Origin of the sequence: Campylobacter sp. CNRCH_2013_0855 (genome assembly GCF_025773025.1) — a bacterium.
GTDB classification, from domain to species: Bacteria; Campylobacterota; Campylobacteria; order Campylobacterales; family Campylobacteraceae; genus Campylobacter_D; species Campylobacter_D jejuni_C.
Window position 1 is genome coordinate 47,511 of the sequence record NZ_JAKMTE010000009.1, and the last position, 17,929, is coordinate 65,439.

Annotated in this window: 19 protein-coding genes and 5 tRNA genes; 17 read left to right on the forward strand and 7 right to left on the reverse strand. The window is 30.0% G+C overall.

The window, feature by feature from the left end:
- The 7 genes from L8X40_RS06115 to folE form a co-directional block, all read right to left on the reverse strand.
- The gene (locus L8X40_RS06115) at positions 1-972 is read right to left on the reverse strand and encodes an iron-sulfur cluster assembly scaffold protein (RefSeq protein WP_263667538.1); all 972 of its coding nucleotides are present in this window, start codon (positions 970-972) and stop codon (positions 1-3) included.
- A 10-nt stretch (positions 973-982) separates the two neighbouring features.
- Positions 983-2,161, reverse strand: coding sequence for a NifS family cysteine desulfurase (locus tag L8X40_RS06120; RefSeq protein WP_087699161.1), 1,179 nt, complete (start codon positions 2,159-2,161; stop codon positions 983-985).
- Positions 2,162-2,288: 127 nt separating this feature from the next.
- Positions 2,289-3,434, reverse strand: coding sequence for a hypothetical protein (locus L8X40_RS06125; RefSeq protein WP_263667544.1), 1,146 nt, complete (start codon positions 3,432-3,434; stop codon positions 2,289-2,291).
- 77 nt (positions 3,435-3,511) lie between these two features.
- Entirely contained in the window at positions 3,512-3,691 is a 180-nt protein-coding gene (locus tag L8X40_RS06130) for a putative motility protein (RefSeq protein ID WP_087699165.1), read from the reverse strand.
- A gap of 53 nt (positions 3,692-3,744) precedes the next feature.
- Positions 3,745-4,233: a hypothetical protein gene (locus tag L8X40_RS06135; protein WP_087699167.1), complete on the reverse strand. Its 489-nt coding sequence runs from the start codon at positions 4,231-4,233 to the stop codon at positions 3,745-3,747.
- A gap of 54 nt (positions 4,234-4,287) precedes the next feature.
- Positions 4,288-5,598, reverse strand: a complete 1,311-nt coding sequence (gene fliI / locus L8X40_RS06140) for a flagellar protein export ATPase FliI (RefSeq protein WP_087699169.1) — start codon at positions 5,596-5,598, stop codon at positions 4,288-4,290.
- Entirely contained in the window at positions 5,598-6,170 is a 573-nt protein-coding gene (gene folE, locus L8X40_RS06145) for a GTP cyclohydrolase I FolE (RefSeq protein ID WP_012662169.1), read from the reverse strand. The genes fliI and folE overlap by 1 nt, the downstream gene beginning before the upstream one ends.
- Positions 6,171-6,279: 109 nt before the next feature.
- On the opposite strand from folE, the gene tig reads away from it, so the two are divergent.
- From tig to L8X40_RS06230, 17 genes are all read left to right on the forward strand, one after another.
- A complete protein-coding gene (tig, locus tag L8X40_RS06150; RefSeq protein ID WP_214100435.1) occupies positions 6,280-7,599 on the forward strand; it encodes a trigger factor in 1,320 nt (439 codons plus the stop codon).
- Entirely contained in the window at positions 7,599-8,189 is a 591-nt protein-coding gene (clpP, locus tag L8X40_RS06155) for an ATP-dependent Clp endopeptidase proteolytic subunit ClpP (RefSeq protein ID WP_087699173.1), read from the forward strand. Before tig ends, clpP begins: the two co-directional genes overlap by 1 nt.
- A gap of 14 nt (positions 8,190-8,203) precedes the next feature.
- The gene (locus tag L8X40_RS06160) at positions 8,204-9,244 is read left to right on the forward strand and encodes a GGDEF domain-containing protein (protein WP_087699175.1); all 1,041 of its coding nucleotides are present in this window, start codon (positions 8,204-8,206) and stop codon (positions 9,242-9,244) included.
- Positions 9,241-9,765, forward strand: a complete 525-nt coding sequence (def, locus tag L8X40_RS06165) for a peptide deformylase (RefSeq protein WP_087699176.1) — start codon at positions 9,241-9,243, stop codon at positions 9,763-9,765. Before L8X40_RS06160 ends, def begins: the two co-directional genes overlap by 4 nt.
- A complete protein-coding gene (locus L8X40_RS06170; protein ID WP_087699177.1) occupies positions 9,762-11,270 on the forward strand; it encodes a YifB family Mg chelatase-like AAA ATPase in 1,509 nt (502 codons plus the stop codon). The genes def and L8X40_RS06170 overlap by 4 nt, the downstream gene beginning before the upstream one ends.
- 8 nt (positions 11,271-11,278) lie before the next feature.
- Positions 11,279-11,968: an NYN domain-containing protein gene (locus tag L8X40_RS06175; RefSeq protein ID WP_039627173.1), complete on the forward strand. Its 690-nt coding sequence runs from the start codon at positions 11,279-11,281 to the stop codon at positions 11,966-11,968.
- Between the two features lie 2 nt (positions 11,969-11,970).
- Entirely contained in the window at positions 11,971-13,311 is a 1,341-nt protein-coding gene (gene rmuC / locus L8X40_RS06180; protein ID WP_263667539.1) for a DNA recombination protein RmuC, read from the forward strand.
- Positions 13,295-14,641 carry an NAD(P)H-hydrate dehydratase gene (locus tag L8X40_RS06185; protein ID WP_263667540.1) on the forward strand — a complete coding sequence of 449 codons (1,347 nt, stop codon included), beginning with the start codon at positions 13,295-13,297 and terminating at the stop codon, positions 14,639-14,641. The genes rmuC and L8X40_RS06185 overlap by 17 nt, the downstream gene beginning before the upstream one ends.
- Positions 14,632-15,204: a phosphoribosylglycinamide formyltransferase gene (gene purN, locus L8X40_RS06190; RefSeq protein ID WP_087699180.1), complete on the forward strand. Its 573-nt coding sequence runs from the start codon at positions 14,632-14,634 to the stop codon at positions 15,202-15,204. The genes L8X40_RS06185 and purN overlap by 10 nt, the downstream gene beginning before the upstream one ends.
- A gap of 41 nt (positions 15,205-15,245) precedes the next feature.
- The gene (locus L8X40_RS06195; RefSeq protein WP_263667541.1) at positions 15,246-15,968 is read left to right on the forward strand and encodes a TerC family protein; all 723 of its coding nucleotides are present in this window, start codon (positions 15,246-15,248) and stop codon (positions 15,966-15,968) included.
- An 85-nt stretch (positions 15,969-16,053) separates the two neighbouring features.
- Positions 16,054-16,131: transfer RNA gene (locus L8X40_RS06200), tRNA-Pro, on the forward strand.
- A gap of 12 nt (positions 16,132-16,143) precedes the next feature.
- Positions 16,144-16,220 (forward strand) — tRNA-His (locus tag L8X40_RS06205).
- Positions 16,221-16,223: 3 nt separating this feature from the next.
- A tRNA-Arg gene (locus tag L8X40_RS06210) sits at positions 16,224-16,300 on the forward strand.
- Positions 16,301-16,326: 26 nt separating this feature from the next.
- Positions 16,327-16,403 (forward strand) — tRNA-Arg (locus L8X40_RS06215).
- Between the two features lie 5 nt (positions 16,404-16,408).
- Positions 16,409-16,493, forward strand: a tRNA-Leu gene (locus tag L8X40_RS06220).
- Between the two features lie 200 nt (positions 16,494-16,693).
- Entirely contained in the window at positions 16,694-17,284 is a 591-nt protein-coding gene (locus L8X40_RS06225; protein WP_263667542.1) for a bacteriohemerythrin, read from the forward strand.
- Between the two features lie 21 nt (positions 17,285-17,305).
- On the forward strand, positions 17,306-17,875 hold the full coding sequence (locus L8X40_RS06230) for a hemerythrin family protein (protein ID WP_158211392.1): 570 nt from the start codon (positions 17,306-17,308) through the stop codon (positions 17,873-17,875).
- Positions 17,876-17,929: the final 54 nt, after the last annotated feature.

Sequence of the window (17,929 nt, forward strand, 5' to 3'; positions counted from 1 at the left end):
TTAAACAGGTATAACGCGTATATTTGGGCTAAGTTCTTCTTGTAAAATATTTTCTATAGCATATAAGGTTGCGCCACTCCCACTTGAACAGCCACTACATGCTCCAAGATAGCGTATATATACATCTATATTTTTATTTTCACTTTTTTGTATATCAATTACTTCTAAATCTCCACCATCTCCGTGTAGCATTGGACGTACATCACTATCTAAAACAGCCTCTACTGCTTTTAATTGTTTAACCATGGTCATATCATCAAAAGTAATATCAGCTTTACTTTGATCTTTTAATCTTTCTCTTTCCATTTCAGCTCTAGTTTCAGCTAAAATATCTACAAGATAATAATCTTTTTTCTCATGTCCACCAGATTTTATACAAGATTTACAAAAAGCACCTGCTTTGGTAAATTGCGTGATTTCTTCTACTGTATGTAAATCATTTAGTTTAATTACTTCTTTGATAGTTCCAAGGCTTACCCTAGCACATTCACAAACTATGATTTGATCTTCAAAGTCCTCAGGATTAACTCCTTTGTAATGTGCTGCAGCTTGTTTGATAACATCATAAGCCATAACCGAACAATGCATTTTTTGCGGTGGTACTGCAGGGGTTTGCGGATTATCTCTCATAGCAAATTCAACATCTAAATTTGTAATTTTTACAGCCTCATCTACGGTTTTACCTATACAAAGATCAACCATAGTATCACTACTTGCTATTGCTGTACCACAACCAAAGCTTTTAAATTTCGCATCAATAATTTTATCTGTTTTTTCATCCACTAGCCAATAAAGTCTAACTGCATCACCACAGCTTTCGGCTCCAAAATCTGCAACAATAAGTTTTGCGTTTGCTTTTTGTGCATCTTCTTGTGTAAATTCTCCCATATGTCGAGGATTATTCATTCTATCTTGTACTTTTTGAGAATACTCATCCCAAATTGATCCGCCAATTAAATTATTCTTTGCCATTTTTTATCCTTTAAATATTTTCAGGCTTATATGCATAAGTACTTGAGATTGCTCTAAGTCTTTGTGTTGCTTTTTTTATTTGCTCTGCTGTATAATCAATTTCATCTTCTGTATTAAATCTTGATAAAGAAAGTCTTAGGGCAGTATGAGCTAAATCATTTTCAGCACCAATTGCTTCCATGATAGGATTACTCTCAAGTGCTTCGCTAGCACAGGCTGAACCAGTACTTGCTGCTATGCCATTTTTATTTAAATCCCAAAGCATAGCTTCGCCTTCTACGCCTTTAATGCTAGCTAAGATGGTATTAGGAACTCTTCTTGATCTATCTCCAACTACACTTGTATCAGGCATAGCTAAAATTAAATCTTCTAATTTATCTCTTAATCTTCTAATGTGTGAGTTTTCAAAATCAAGCATAGTATTTGCAATTCTTAAAGCTTCTGCCATTGCTATAATATACGGCACATTTAAAGTTCCACTTCTTCTACCACCCATATGCTCACCACCATGTAAAAGTGGAGTTAATTCTATATCTTTTTTAATATAAAGTCCACCTACACCTTTTGGGCCATGGAATTTATGTGCAGAAAATGAAGCAAAATCAACCCCAGTTTTTGCAAAATTAACCTTGATTTTTCCAACAGCTTGAGTTGCATCAGTATGAAATAATGCTCCATATTCATGAGCAATTTGAACCATTTCTTCTATAGGAAAAATCATACCAGTTTCGTTATTTGCCCACATAATACTCACTAGGGCAGTTTTATCTGAAATAGCTTCTTTTAGATCTTTTACACTAGAAACACCCTCATGATCAACGCCAAGCTCTATGACCTTAACCCCTAAGGATTTTAAAAACATAGCACTAGCAGCTACTGCAGGATGTTCCACGCTAGAAATGATTACTTCATTTCTATCACTATTTAAAATTCTATCAAAATACACACCTTTTAATACCCAATTAATACTCTCTGTAGCACAGGAAGTGATAATGATATCATCTAAATCACTTGCCCCAAGTCCTGTATAAAGTTTATCCATAGCTTCTTTTAAAGCAGGGTGAGTTGCACTACCCCATTGATGAAGGCTATTTGGATTACCATAATATTCTTTTAAAAAAGGTTTCATAAGCTCGTAAGCTTCTGGTGCAAGTTGTGTTGTTGCATTATTATCTAAATATACTTTCAAATTATACTCCTTTAATTAGGATAATTTTTATCTTTTTTGTTAATATACACTAAAATATTAAATTTAATATTAAATCAAGTAAGTTTTTAACTTGTGCAAAAATTTTTGTTATTATTTTAGCACAAGTTTAAGCCATAGCGTTTAAATAAGAGTGTAAAATTTTATTAATACTAGCTTGTTTTTTGCGATTTTCTAAAAATTGAGTATCTAAAAGTTCTTTTTGAGTATTGATTTTTTCAAGATCAATATTAGGATTGTTTTGATTGAATTCTTCTTTTAAAACTTCAATTTCTTTACTAACTTGTTCGCTATAAAGACTATAAATAGAACTTGAATTTGCAAATTCTTGCATGTTGATACTATGTTGATAGTTAATGTATTGTTGAAAAAAAACCGAAAGTTTATCTTCTGAAGTATTGTTTTTATCCACCCCATTAATATGCAAGTATAGATCAAAACTCATTTTTTCTTTATTGCTTTCACTTAGATAATCTTGCATACTCATTTGACCTCTCATGAGTTTTTGAAAATTTATATTAGAAGATATATCTAATTCAATAGGAGATAAAAAGAAATTAGCCTTTTGATGGTTTTGTTCTTTTAAATCATGGTAAATATAATTAAGCAATAATCCACTTTTAGAAACTGCGCCTTGACGGTTTAGATAAGGTTTTATAATAGGATTGCTAGCTGTGTTTTCTATGCTTGTATTAAAAGCAAAATCACCTATTTTATTATCAAGCATTAAAGTATTTAAATTTTTATTTGTCTCTTTTGCACTTTGTAGACTTTTAGCATTTTCATAAACTTTTAAAATTTTTCCTTCATAAGTATAACTATAGCCTTGATTTAACTCTGAAATTTGAGCTTTATTTAAAAAGCTATTATCATTTTTTTGAAATTCATGATTAATGGTTTTTAATGTATTATGATAAGTATTTAAAAGTCTTGGTAAGTCTATTTTATTATAGTTTAAATTCTCATCAAGCTTTATAAGTTGCTTTGAAATCTCTCTTATACTTTTTATGTTAATATCATAATCAAGAGGCAAAGCAGCTGTTTTATTAAGATCTTTTTCAAAAAAACCTTGCTCGTTGATTCTAAAACCAAATTCACTTGCATAGGTTATCTTGTAATCTAAATTAGAACCTTTGATATCAAGTAAATCACTTTTAATATTAGTATTTTCTTTTTTTTCTTCTGTGTGTTCAGTTTTTACAAAAGGATAATTTGCAAAATTCTGATATGGATTAACATTAGAATTTATAAACATAACTCTTCTCTTCAAAAATATTGCTTAACTGCAAAAAAGCAAAAGTTATGCCAAAATTTTTGAATCGAAGAGAAAATTTAAGCGTAAATGTCAAGTAATCCTGAACTAGTGCTAGGAGTAGTAGTTGGAGTAGGGTTTGCATTTACGCCTTCAAGTACTTGCATTACTGCATTTTCATTGGCTTCTATGGTTTTTTTCATCATAGTAGTTGCAATGTTAAGCATTAAACTTGCTTGATTGTTAGTAACTTCGCCCATAACATACTCCTTTTGTTTGGATTAGTAATATTATCGGCAAAGTTTGGTTAATATTAAGCTATATTGTAAATTTTTGATAAGTAATGATTGTGGGTGTTTTCTTTGGCTTCAAGCGTATCGATATAGTTTTTAAACTCATCCATATCTTTAAAAAGATTTTTCATTATAGTACTGATTTCGCTAGAGAAATTTTGAAGATTGCTTTGCGTTTTTAAATATCTCTCTATTTGATAAATTCTAGCAATCTCTCTTTCATATTCATCTTGAGTCATTCTTTTTGAGTTAAATTCCTCATTCAAAATCTTTTTATCATTAATAATAAAAGATTTTTTTTGATTATTGATTTTAAACTCAACTATAAAATTTTCTTTTGAAGCAATAATTTTTAAATATTTTAATTTAGCTTTACCTTCTAATAGATCAAAACATACACATTCTAAAAACATATGTGTAAAGATTTCTCTTTCAAAAATATTTTGACAAATATCAGTATATTTTAAACCTAAGTTTTGTTGGTGATCTAAAAATGCTACATTTGACATGATCCATCCTTTTTTCATGACTTTTTATCATGAAAAAAGCAAGAATCATTCCAATTATTGCATATCAATCATCTTAAGCATATTAATCGTGTCTTCAAATTCAAAGCTTTCTTCAGGATTTTGGCTTAGAAATTGTTGCATAAAATCTTTCTTGGTAATAGCTTGATCAAGTTCTTTATCAGTACCTTTTTGGTAAGCACCAATTCTAAGTAAAACCTCATTTTCTTTAAGCAAAGAATTTAAACGCTTAAATTTTCTAGCAGCTAGCTTGTGCTCATCACTAATAATATCTCCCATAACCCTTGAAGCTGAATTTTGTATATTTATAGGTGGATAAATTCCAAAGTCAGTGAGTTCGCGACTAAGTACTATATGCCCATCTAGGATAGATCTACTTTGATCGGCTATTGGATCACTCATATCATCTCCATCCACAAGCACGGTAAAAAAAGCTGTTATAGTACCTTTACCTTCTTCTTTTCCTGCACGTTCCATAAGCTGAGGTAAAAGACTTAAAACGCTTGGTGGATAACCTTTTGTTGTAGGTGGTTCACCTAGAGCTAGGCCTATTTCTCTTTGAGCCATAGCAAAACGCGTTACACTATCCATGATAAACAATACATCTTTACCTTGTTCTTTAAAATACTCAGCCACACTCATAGCGCAAAATGCTCCGTATTTTCTCATTAGCGCACTATCATCGCTTGTTGCAACGATAATCACGGTATCATCAAGCTTGCCACCAAGATTTTTTTGTATAAATTCAGGAATTTCTCTACCACGCTCACCGATTAAAGCTATGACTTTAATGGGAGCTTTGGAATTTTTTACTATCATGCCCATAAGAGTTGATTTGCCAACCCCACTTCCTGCAAAAATCCCAAGTTTTTGTCCTACCCCGCAAGTTAAAAGCGCATCTATTGTTTTAACACCTACTGGGAAAACTTCTTCTATTAAACCTCGTTTCATCGCATCGATAGGTGCACGCATAATAGGCATAAATTTACTTGCCTCAATCGGTCCTTTACCATCTTTTGGTCGCATAAAAGGATCAACTACTCTTCCCAAAAGTTCATCACTAACTCCTATTTGCATACCTGCATCATTAATAAAAGCACGATCACCTATTTTAAAACCTTCCACAAAACCAAAAGGACTCAAATAGCTTAAATTTTCATCTACTTCTACCACCATAGCCATAGCTTCTTTGCTCTCATCTTCACTAGAAACTATTTTAATGATATCACCTATGCTAGTTTTTAAGCCATTTATTTCTATACTAGTGCTTGAAATTTTAGTAATTTGCCCAAAAACGCTAGCAAGATTTTGTGAAGCAATTTTGCTACGAAGTTTTTCTAAGCCCATTAAAATCTGACCTGTTTTGCTGAGTTAATTAAGGTAAAAAATTCTTTTCTTGTTTTTTCACTTTTTAAAAAACTACCTCTTAAGGCTGAAGTGCTAGTGGTAGAATTTGCCTTTTGCACTCCACGCATTTCAACACACATATGTCTTGCTTCAATAACCACTCCAACACCTTTTGCACCTACATGTTCCATCAAAGCTTCTGCGATTTGTTCTGTGAGTTGTTCTTGAATTTGCAAGCGTCTTGCAAAAACTTCCACAAGGCGTGGAATTTTACTAAGCCCTACAACTTTTTTATCTGGTATATACGCAACATGTACGCGCCCAAAGAAAGGCAAAAGATGATGTTCACAAAGACTATAAAATTCTATATCTCTTACTAAAACCATTTCATTGTTTGAGCTTTCAAATAAGGCATCATTTAGTATTTGTTTTGGATCTTGTTTATAACCACTATTTAAAAATTCAAAAGCTTTAAAAACTCTTGTAGGAGTTTTTAAAAGTCCTTCTCTTTGTGGATTTTCTCCGATAATTTCTAACATATTTTTTACTGATTGTTCAAATTTTTCTTGCATTTTTTCTCCATCAAAAATTAAAATTTTAACATATTTTTATTTTTATATAAAGTGATAAGGAAAATTTTGGTATATTATCAAAAAATTTTATTTAAAAAGGGAAAATATTATGGAAGTTACAGCAAAACTAATTGATTTTGCAAATGCAAATGCTACTGTGAAAATCGCTCAAGGAGCTATTAAAGCAGAAGTTGAAAAATTAGCTAAAAAAGCATCTAAAACTATGAAAATGGATGGTTTTAGAGCAGGAAAAGTTCCTGTTGCTGCTATACTTAAAAGATATGAAAAAGAGCTTACAAGAGATGCGGAGCAAGATCTTTTAAGAAATGCTGTAGATGGTGCTTTAAAAGAAGTTAAAAAAGAGGCTAAAGATTTAGTAGGTGAACCATATTTTGAAAAATTTGATAGAAAAGATGGCGCTATTGAAGCTCAAATGGTATTATCTTTTAGACCAGAAGTAAAATTAGATGGATATGAAGAACTAATTCCAACTTATAATACACCAAAAGTAACTCAAAAAGAAATTGACGCAAAAAAAGAAGAATTATTAAAAAGATTTGCAACTCCTGAAGCGATTAAAGAGGCAAGAGCTTTAAAAGAAGGCGATTTTGCTAAATTTGATTTTGAAGGTTTTGTTGATGGTAAAGCTTTTGATGGCGGAAAAGCTCAAAATTATGTTTTAGAAATTGGTTCAAAACAATTCATACCAGGATTTGAAGAAGGTATGATTGGTTTAAAAGCAGGTGAGGAAAAAGATATTAATGTAACTTTTCCAAAAGAATATGGCGCAGCACATTTAGCAGGAAAAGATGCGGTATTTAAAGTAAAAATTCATGAAATTCAAGAACTTAAAATGCCTGAATTAAATGAAGAGCTTTTAAAAAGCTTGTTGCCTGAAGAAAAAGAACCAAGTGTTGAAAAATTAGACGCAAAATTAAAAGAGCAACTAAAAAATGAAAAAATCTTTAAACTTATCAATGATGAGCTTAAAAATCAATTTGCAGAAGCTTTGGTAGCTAAATTTGACTTTGTTTTACCAAGAAATATAGTAGAGCAAGAAACAGATATGCAATTTAGAAGCTCTTTAAGAACTTTAAGCGAAGAAGAATTAAAAGAATTTAAAGATGAAGCTAAATATAAAGAAAAAAGAGAAAGTTTTAAAGAAGATGCACAAAAAAGCGTAAAATTAACTTTCATTATAGATGAGTTAGCAAAACTTAGAAATGTTACAGTAAGTGATCAAGAATTAATCCAAGCGATTTATTTTGAAGCTTATAGATATGGCTTTAACCCACAAGAACATTTAGATAATTATAAAAAACAAGGTGCATTACCTGCAATTAAAATGTCTTTAATTGAAGAAAAACTTTTTGCTGATATTTTCAAAAAAAACGATAAAAAGAAAACTGAAAAAGAAAGTGAAAAATAATGAGCTCATACATACCTTATGTAGTTGAAAAAACAAGCAGGGGCGAAAGAAGCTATGATATATACTCAAGGCTTTTAAAAGATAGGATTATTATGTTAAGTGGTGAGATTAATGATGATCTTGCTGCTTCTATCGTAGCTCAGCTTTTATTTTTAGAGGCTGAAGATCCTCAAAAAGATATTTATCTTTATATTAACTCACCAGGCGGGGTTGTAACCAGTGGATTTAGTATTTATGATACGATGAATTATATTAAAGCTGATGTAAGTACTATTTGTATTGGTCAAGCTGCTTCTATGGGTGCATTTTTACTTAGTTGTGGTGCTCCAGGGAAAAGATTTGCATTGCCAAATTCAAGAATTATGATCCATCAACCACTAGGTGGTGCAAGAGGGCAAGCAACTGATATAGAAATTCAAGCAAAAGAAATTCTAAGATTAAAAGCAATTTTAAATGATATTTTGGCTAAAAACACCAAACAAAAACTCTCTAAAATAGAAAAAGACACTGATAGAGACTTTTTTATGAGTGCTGTGGAAGCTAAAGAATATGGCTTAATCGATAAGGTTTTGGAAAAAAGTTTTAAATAAGGAAAAACATAGCAATGTTAGATGATGATTTATTTGCTGATTTAAATTTAAGTAGTGATCCAACTCCAGCCAAAGAAGCTCCAAAAATTCAAAAAATTAGTGGAGGTGAATTTGAAAAATTTGCAAAGTCTATTTTGACTGAGCTTGTAAAAGATAATGTACCTCCAACACCAACTAATTATGGAGTTTATTTTCAAAAAATGCTTGAAGAGCGTCCGGTGGCTTTTAAGAAAAAAGTTAGCGAGATTATGGAATTTGAGCAAAATGATGATGGTATCAAACGTGCAAATATAGAGCAAGAAATCAAAAAAAGTTTTAGTTCTACTTCGGCATTATTGCAATACATTGCTATGATTTATAGGCATCTTGAAACAGTTAAAGATATGCTAAGAAGACGTAATTCAGAGCTTGCAATTAGCACAGGTAATTTAGCAGTTTCTAATGTAATTCACGCTCTTGAAGCAGATCTTTCAAGGTTTTCTAGCATTTTAGATAAATACTCAGATGAGATTAAAGAAAATTTTGATGAGGTTAGACAAACTTATAAACATATAGAAGAGCAAAGTGATTTTGACTCTAAATTTGGAGTTTATAATAAAAAATACTTTTTAGAAAATTTAGAAAAAAGCATTGAAAGTAATGCAAAATATAATTATCATACTTCCTTAATATTTTTTAGAGTAAAAGAAGAAATTCTTGAGCAAACTTATACTCAAAAAGAAAAAAATGCTTTCTTAAAAGGTGTGTGTAGGATTTTTAGTAAAAATGTCTCTTCAAGCGATATAGTAGCCCATTGTGGAAACAATGTCTTTGCTATGATGATTTCTCATACAAATTTAGAAAAAGCACAAGAAATATGCAATAAAATATTAGAATCTTTAGAAAATTCCAATTTTTTTCTAGCAGATAAAGAAATAGAAGTAGATGTTGAAGTGGCTATAAGTGCTGTTAATCAAGACAGCAAAAGCGAAGAATTAATAGAAAAATGTATTGAAGCTTTAAAAGATTCAGGAAAAAATTTAGAACCCTTTATAATAGTGGAAAAAGAAAAATGATAAGAGAGATAATTACCTATCCTAATCCAAGATTATTTTTAGAGTCAAAAAAAGTAGAAAATTTTGATAAAGACTTACATGTGCTTTTAGATGACATGTATGAAACAATGATAGCTAATAAGGGCGTAGGTTTAGCGGCTATTCAAGTTGATGTGCCAATTAGAGCTTTGCTTGTAGATATTGGTGATGAAGAAGGTAAGCAAAAAGAAGACAAGCAAACCCTTTTAGAAATTATTAATCCCATTATAACACCTTTAGATGATGAAAAAATTTCTTGCAATGAGGGTTGTTTAAGCATACCAGGTTTTTATGAAGATGTAATGCGTTATAAAAATATACAACTTGATTATCAAGATAGATTTGGTAAGCCACAAAGTTTACAAGCACATGATTTTTTAGCGGTGGCTATTCAACATGAAGTTGATCATCTTGATGGACATTTATTTATAGAAAAACTTTCTTTTTTAAAGCGCCAAAAATTTGACAAAGACTTTAAGAAAAAATCCAAAAAGAACAAATGAAAAAACTAAAATGTGCAAGTTTTTCTACAGAGCTTGATATTATCGATGTAGAATCAACTTTCACAAGAGGTTTGCCAGGTTTTAGTATAGTAGGTCTTGCAAATTCCACTATTAAAGAAAGCACAGAAAGAGTTAAGGCAACTTTATTAAGTCAAAATTTCAATTTTCCAGCACAAAAAATAACTATTAACTTAAGTCCTTCAGATATCCCTAAAAATGGCTCTCATTTTGACTTAGCCATTGCGATTTTGATTTTATTTCAAAAAGAAAATTTAGATGACTTTTTTGTTTTTGGGGAACTTGGTTTAGATGGAAGTATAAAAAGTACTGCTAGTTTATTTTCTATCTTGCTTTTTTTAAGTGCAAAAGTACAAAATGCCAAGGTAGTGGTGCCAAAAGCCATAGCACAAAAAGCTTCAATGATACCTAATTTAACAATTTATGCTTTGGAAAATTTAGTCCAAGCTATGGATTTTTTTAAAGAAAAAAATTATGAGAATTATCATATAAATAATGCTCATCCTTTATTTGAAAATGCCATAGAAATTAATAATCAAAAATATATAAAAAATTCTATTTACCCTTATGATTTTAAAGAAGTTAAGGGGCAAGAAAATGCTAAATTTGCTTGTATAATAGCAGCTTTGGGTATGCATAATATTTTATTTGAAGGTAGTCCAGGTAGTGGTAAAAGCATGTGTGCTAAAAGACTTCCTTTTATCATGCCACCACAAAGTTTGAAAGAAATTTTAGCTCAAAACGCCTATAAGTCATTAAATTCTTTAGATGATGACTTTAGTGCTAGTAGGGTTTTTAGAAGTCCTCATCATACAAGTACTAGGGCTAGCATTTTTGGTGGAGGAGCTAAAAATGCCAAGATAGGAGAAATAGCACTTGCAAATGGAGGAGTTTTGTTTTTTGATGAGTTTCCTCATTTTTCAAAACAAATCATAGAAAGTTTAAGAGAGCCATTAGAAGATTTTAAAATTCTTATTTCAAGAGTTAATACCAAAGTGATTTATGAGACTAAATTTTTATTTGCTTGTGCACAAAATCCCTGTCCTTGCGGGAATTTGTTTTCTAAAAGTCTTGCATGTCGTTGCCAAGAAATAGAAATTAAAAAATATAAAAATAAAATTTCATCTCCTATTTTAGACAGAATTGATCTTTATGTAGCTATGGATGAGATTTCACATGAAGATAAAACAAACTTGACTTCTAAGCAAATGAGTGAAATGGTTTTTAAAGGATTTTTATTTCAAAAGCAAAGAAAGCAAGAAGAATTTAATGCTAAATTAAATGATGAACAGCTGAAGCAATTTTGTATTTTAGATTCTTCTGCGAGCGAAATTTTACAAAAGGCTATAATTTCATATAATCTTTCCCAAAGAGGGGTGAATAAAACCATAAAAGTAGCAAGAACTATTGCGGATTTAGAGCAAAGTGAGTTGATTTTAAAAACTCATATTTTAAAAGCATTAAGTTTTAGAATGAGAACTACATAGGAGAAAAAATGGACAATAAAAGTGTGGCGATCTTTATTGATGCAGAAAATATTCCTTCAAAATATGCAAAATCAATTTTTGACATCGCTTCTGATTATGGAGAAATCGTTATAAAACGAATTTATGGAGATTGGACACAAAAAAATATACAAAATTGGAAAGAACAAATCGCACAATATTCTATTATTGCTATGCAACAATTTAATTTTATAGCTAATAAAAACTCAAGCGATATGTACTTAATCACCGAGATTATGAGTTTTTTTTATGAAAAAGATATTGATATTTTTGTCATTGTTTCAAGTGATAGTGATTATACTAGTTTAATCCAAAGGCTTAAAGAAGGTAAAAAGCAAGTTATAGGTATGGGTTTGAAACAAGCTGTAAAATCTTATGTGAATTCTTTTAGTGAATTTTTTTATTTAGATCAAGATGAATCCAAAGAAAAAGTATTAAGTACTAAAGAGTATATCAAAGATTTAATCAATATCACAGAAGCCTTGATAGAAGAAAAAGGTCGTGCTGAATATGCTCAAATTCGCACTAATATGAATAGAAAACACGCAAACTTTATTCCACAAAATTTTGGTTTTAAAAATTTTAGAGCTTTAGTAAAAGAGTTTTTACCGCAAATGAAACAATTTAAAGAAGGTAATGAAAAAAATATTTATTTTCTTATTGAAAAAACAAAGGCTTAAAAATGGAAAATGTTTTAATAGCCTTTTTAGTTGTTGTAATTTTAGCTTTTATATGGTATGTGTTTAAAAGCCAAAAAGAAAAAGCAAAATTGGAGTTTTTAAACCAAAGTAACATAGCTTTGCAAAATCAACTTTCTAATGTAGAGCTTGAAAAAACCACACTTATGGAAAAAAATTCCAAACTTTTAGATGAAAAAATATTATATTTATCTAAAAATGAGGCTTTGGAAGCAAAATTAGCTCAAAAAGAACAAACCCAGCAAGAACTTTTAAATATACATTTAAAAGAGCGTGCGAATTTGAAAGAAGAATACACTCAAACTTTAATAAAACTAGAAGAAAAATATAAGCAAGGTTTGGTAGAATTAAAACAAGAATTAGAACAAAATTTACAAAAACAAAATGCTAATATTTTAAGCCAAAACAAACTTATGCTCAATGAAGATACAAAAAAAATCTTAGAAGAAATTTTCTTGCCTGTGAAAAAAAGTGTTAAAGAATACAGTGAAAAACTTAGCCAAAATGAAGTTAGCATTAAAACACAAATCGATCATATGTTTAAATTTAGTCAAAATATAACAGAAAACGCAGATAAGCTAGCTAAAATTTTAAAGGGTGATAAAAAAATTCGTGGTAATTTCGCAGAATTACAATTAAAATCTGTTTTAGAAAATAGTGGTTTGGTAGAAGGTATTCAGTATAAACTGCAAGATAGATTTCAAGATGAGGGTAAGACTTATATTCCTGATGCGGTTGTGTTTTTAGATAAACAAAAAAGTATAATCATAGATGCAAAATTTTCTCTACCAAGTGATTTTGCCTTTGAAGATATTAATAAAAATACCTGCATTGATTTAGCTTATAATCTAAAATCAAGGATTGATGAGTTAGCTAAAAAGCCCTATATGCAGTATGATAAACATACTTATGAGTTTGTTTTGCTTTTTATACCTTATCAAAATATCTTAGATTTGATTTTAAATGTAGATCTTGAAATTTATCAATACGCTTATAAAAAAAAGGTTTATTTAACTACACCAAACACTCTTTTTATGGCGTTAAATACTATAAATATTTCATGGAAAAATATACAAAGCAATGAAAATATCTTAAAAGCTTTTGATGAGCTTGGCAAATTTCATGATAAATTTGCAGGTGTTTTAGATGATTTTGAAAAAATCAAAGAAAACATCAAAAGATTAAATACAAATGTAGAAAATATGCAAACAAAGCTTACTCATGGAAGTGGAAATATTGCTTCAAGAGTGATAAAGCTTAAAGAGCTAGGTGCTAAAACCCAAAAGCTTATAAAATGTGAGATGAGCGATGAAAGCAGTATTTAAAGATAATGTTTCTTATGAAAAAGAGCTTATTGAAAAAGGCTTGGATGAGTTTTTAATGATGGAAAATGCAGGCATAGAGCTTGCAAATTTGATTAAGAAAAAAAGTAAAAAAATAAAAAATGCCAAAATTTTATTTTTGCTTGGTACTGGTGGAAATGGAGCCGATGGACTTGTAGCTATTAGACATTTAAAAAAAGCTTTTGCCTATGTTATGCCGTATAAAAAAAGCACAATGTTTATCAAGCAAGAGCAAATTTTAAAAAATGCAAGTTTTAATTTTTTAAAAAAAGAACCTAAATTTAAAGACTTTGACATCATAATTGATTGTGTTTTTGGAAGTGGTTTAAATAAAGTTTTAGATGAAAATATACAAAGAATTTTTAAAAAGCTTGCTAAAAGTAAGGCTTTAAAAATAGCTTGTGATATTCCTAGTGGTCTTGGACAAGAGCTATGTTTTAAAGCTGATTATACACTTTGTATGGGAGTGATTAAAGAAATTTTATTAGAAGATTTTGCAAAAGAATTTGTGGGTAAAATTAAAATTGCAAATTTGGGGTTAAAACCTTATATACAAAACACTCCAAGTTTTTTACTAGAAAAAAAAGATTTAAAACTCATTACAAAAAAGACTAACTCAAACAAAGGTGATTTTGGCCATATTTATATTTTTGCAAATGAAAGCGCAGGCACTCTAGTAGGACTTGGTGCTTTAGGGTTTGGAGCAGGACTTGTGTCTTTAGTGGCTAAAGAAAGCTTTTCGCCTTTGATAATGCTAAAAGATGATATTGAAGGTAAAATAAATGCAGCTGCTATAGGCATGGGACTTAATGATTTAAGTATTTTAAAAGATGAAAGATTAAAAAACATTCCTTTAGTCCTAGATGCAAATTGCTTTCAAAGTGAAAATTTACTTTCACATCTTGCCAGAGAAGATGTTGTTTTAACCCCTCATCCTAAAGAGTTTTCTATGCTTTTAAAACTTTGTTTTAATGAGGATATAAGTGTAGAAGAAATTCAAAGCAAACGTTTTTTTTATGCAAGAAAATTTAGCTCTAAATTTCAATGTGTTTTGGTATTAAAAGGGGCTAATCCTATCATCGCTCAAAAAGAAAAACTTTTTGTAGTAAATTGTGGCAATGAAGCTTTAGCAAAAGGTGGAAGTGGGGATGTGCTAAGTGGTATGATAGCAGCTTTACTTGGAGCTAAATTTAATGCTTTAGAAGCTGCGAAAAATGCAGTATTAGCCCATGCTTTGGTGGCTAAAAATTATAAGAAAAATAAAATCAGCTTTGATGCTTTAAAATTAATAAAGGGGTTAAAATGCTTATAAAATTAGCAGTTTTATTTAGTGGTAATGGAAGCAATTTGGAAAATATTTTAGAAAAATTACATAAAAAAACTTTTGGCAAAAATACCTTTGAGGTGGTTTTGTGTGTGTGTAATAAAAAAGAAGCTTATGGTATACAAAGAGCTTTAAAATATGGTCTTGATACCAAAATCATAGAACATGAAAAATTTACCTCAAGAGAAGAATTTGACGCAGAATTAGTAAAAATTATAAAAGAAAGTCAAGTAGATTTGACTATCTTAGCAGGATTTATGCGAATTTTAAGTCCTGTTTTCACTCAAAATATAAAGGCTATTAATCTTCATCCTTCTTTGCTTCCTTTATTCAAAGGCGCTCATGCTATCAAAGAAAGCTATGAAAGTGATATGAAAGTAGCGGGCATTAGCGTGCATTGGGTTAATGAAGAGCTTGATGGTGGTAAAATCATTGCACAAAAGGCGTTTGAAAAAGCTAAATTAAGCTTTGAAGAATTTGAAGATAAAATTCACCAGCTTGAACATATACTTTTACCTGAAACCATTGTAAAAATTTTTGAAAATGATTAATTTTTCATCATTATAATTACGCTTTTGTTTAAGGAATGTAAATGTTTGAATGGATTTTTAGTGTAGATGCTTGGGTGGTATTGCTTACTCTTACAGCTTTGGAGATTGTACTAGGGATTGATAATATCATTTTTCTAGCGATTTTAGTTTCTAAATTACCACCAGAACATAGAGATAAGGGTAGAATTTTAGGTCTTGCTTTTGCAATGATTACTAGAATTTTATTGTTATTGTCTTTGTTTTGGGTGATGAAGCTTGTCACGCCTTTATTTAGTATATTAGGCAATGAAATTTCAGGTAGGGATTTAGTACTTTTACTTGGAGGTTTGTTTTTAATAGTTAAGTCTATTAAGGAAATTAAAGAAAGTATAATGCACCAAGAAGAAAGTCAAAGCAATATAAAAATTAGCAATAAGCTTTGGATTGTAGTTGCTGAAATAGCTGTGATAGATATAGTATTTTCTCTTGATAGTGTTATTACTGCTGTGGGCATTGCTCAAGATATAGAGATTATGATTATTGCTGTTATTGTTGCAGTTTTAGTTATGCTTTTTGCTTCTAAACCAATTGCAGATTTTGTAGAAAAATATCCAAGCATTAAAATTTTAGCTCTGGCATTTTTAGTGATGATAGGCTTTGTTTTAGTGTGTGAAAGTTTTGATATTCATATAGATAAAGCATATATTTACACAGCTATGGCTTTTTCTTTGATAGTTGAAATTTTAAACATCATTTCTCAAAAAAAACAAACGGATAATTCTTAAAATATTTAGCATTTTTTATGCTAAATATTTTTTATCTTGACTTTTAATATTTTTTTATGTAAAATAACGCTTTATTTTTGTACATCGGGGTGTAGCGCAGTCTGGTTAGCGCACTTGGTTTGGGACCAAGGGGCCGAAGGTTCGAATCCTTTCACCCCGACCATTTTTACAAATGGTGAGTGTAGCTCAGTCGGTTAGAGCATCAGATTGTGGTCCTGAGGGTCGTGGGTTCGATTCCCATCACTCACCCCATCAGCGCTCGTAGCTCAACTGGATAGAGCGACAGACTTCGGATCTGTAGGTTATGGGTTCGATTCCTATCGGGCGCACCATAAGCCTATTGTTACTTTTATTTTTTGCGCTCATAGCTCAGCTGGATAGAGCAACGGCCTTCTAAGCCGTAGGTCAGAGGTTCGAATCCTCTTGAGCGTACCACTTTTGCGGATGTGGTGAAATTGGCAGACACGCCAGACTTAGGATCTGGTGCAGCAATGCGTGAAGGTTCAAGTCCTTTCATCCGCACCACTCAGTAATTAAATCAAATCTTTGTAGTTTTATTTTTAATATTTTTACCAAATAAGATATTATTTTAATATTTTATAAATTAATATCAATTTTATTGCAAATGTTTAAAATTTATTATATAATTCCACCCGTTTTTTTGTATGTGTAATGTAGATTATATTATTTATTGCTCGATTATAAAATATCTAAAAAGGAAATTTATGATTAAATGGGCAAAAGAATACAGTGTACATAATAAAATTATCGATGAACAGCATAAAGTGCTATTTGATATAGCAAAAAAAGCTTACTTGATTGCTGAAAATCATGCAAGTATAAACGAGATCAAATTAGTCTTAAGTGAACTTTTTGAATATGTAAAGACTCATTTTAAAGATGAAGAAGCTTATATGGAAAGCATAGCTTATCCTGATTTAGAGTATCATAAAAGAATTCATCAAGAAATAACAGCTTCATTAATTGCTTTGGTTAAAAATATTAAAACTGTGAATGAATTTAAAGAGCAATTAAATATTATTACAGAAAAGTGGCTTTTAGAACATATATTAAAAGAAGATATGAAATATTATAAATATGAAAAACAAAAACAACTCCAAGCAAAAGAAAGTACTTTTGAAGAAGATGTTGCGTTGACAGAAAGTACTTTTGAAGAAATAACACCAAAATATATTCTTTATGTTTGTGGCTGTTTAAATGAAAAACACAAAATTCCTCATCATTTGCATTTACAAATTCTTGATGGAGCAAGATATAGTTGTAAAGTTTGTAAAAAACCAATTCGTATAGAGTGATTTTTTGTGGAAGCATTCCCTGTGTGGAATGATAAATACAGTATAGAAAATGTGGACATAGATTTGCAACACCAAACTCTTTTTAGCTTGGCAGATAAAACAGCTAAACTTTTAAATAGACATATTTATAAAACAGAGGTTAAAGAGCTATTAAGTGGTTTTTTTGATTATATGCGAATTCATTTTAAAGACGAAGAAGATTATATGTACACTATTAACTATCCATATTTATCAGAACACAAAGCAATGCATAAAAAAATTATAAAAGACATGAGTGCATTACTTAGTGAATGTACTAGCACTAATGATCTTAAAGAAAAACTTTACAAAATAGTATCAGTATGGCTTTTGGAGCATATTGTAGAGCATGATATGAGGATTAATAAATTTAAGAAAAGTCTAGAAAAAAAGGAGTTGATAGAAGAAAAAGAAAAAGATGATAAATTTGAATATATTTGTGGATGTAAAGGTATGATTCATAAGCTTGATTATGGCTTACATGTAAAAATAAAATATCTAAACATAGCCTATAAATGTAAGAAATGTTCTAAAGAATTAAGTTTTAATTTTATGGAAGATAATTTAGACTAATTTATCATCTAAATTATTGTGAAAATAAGTTTTATAGCTAAATATTTTTAGTTA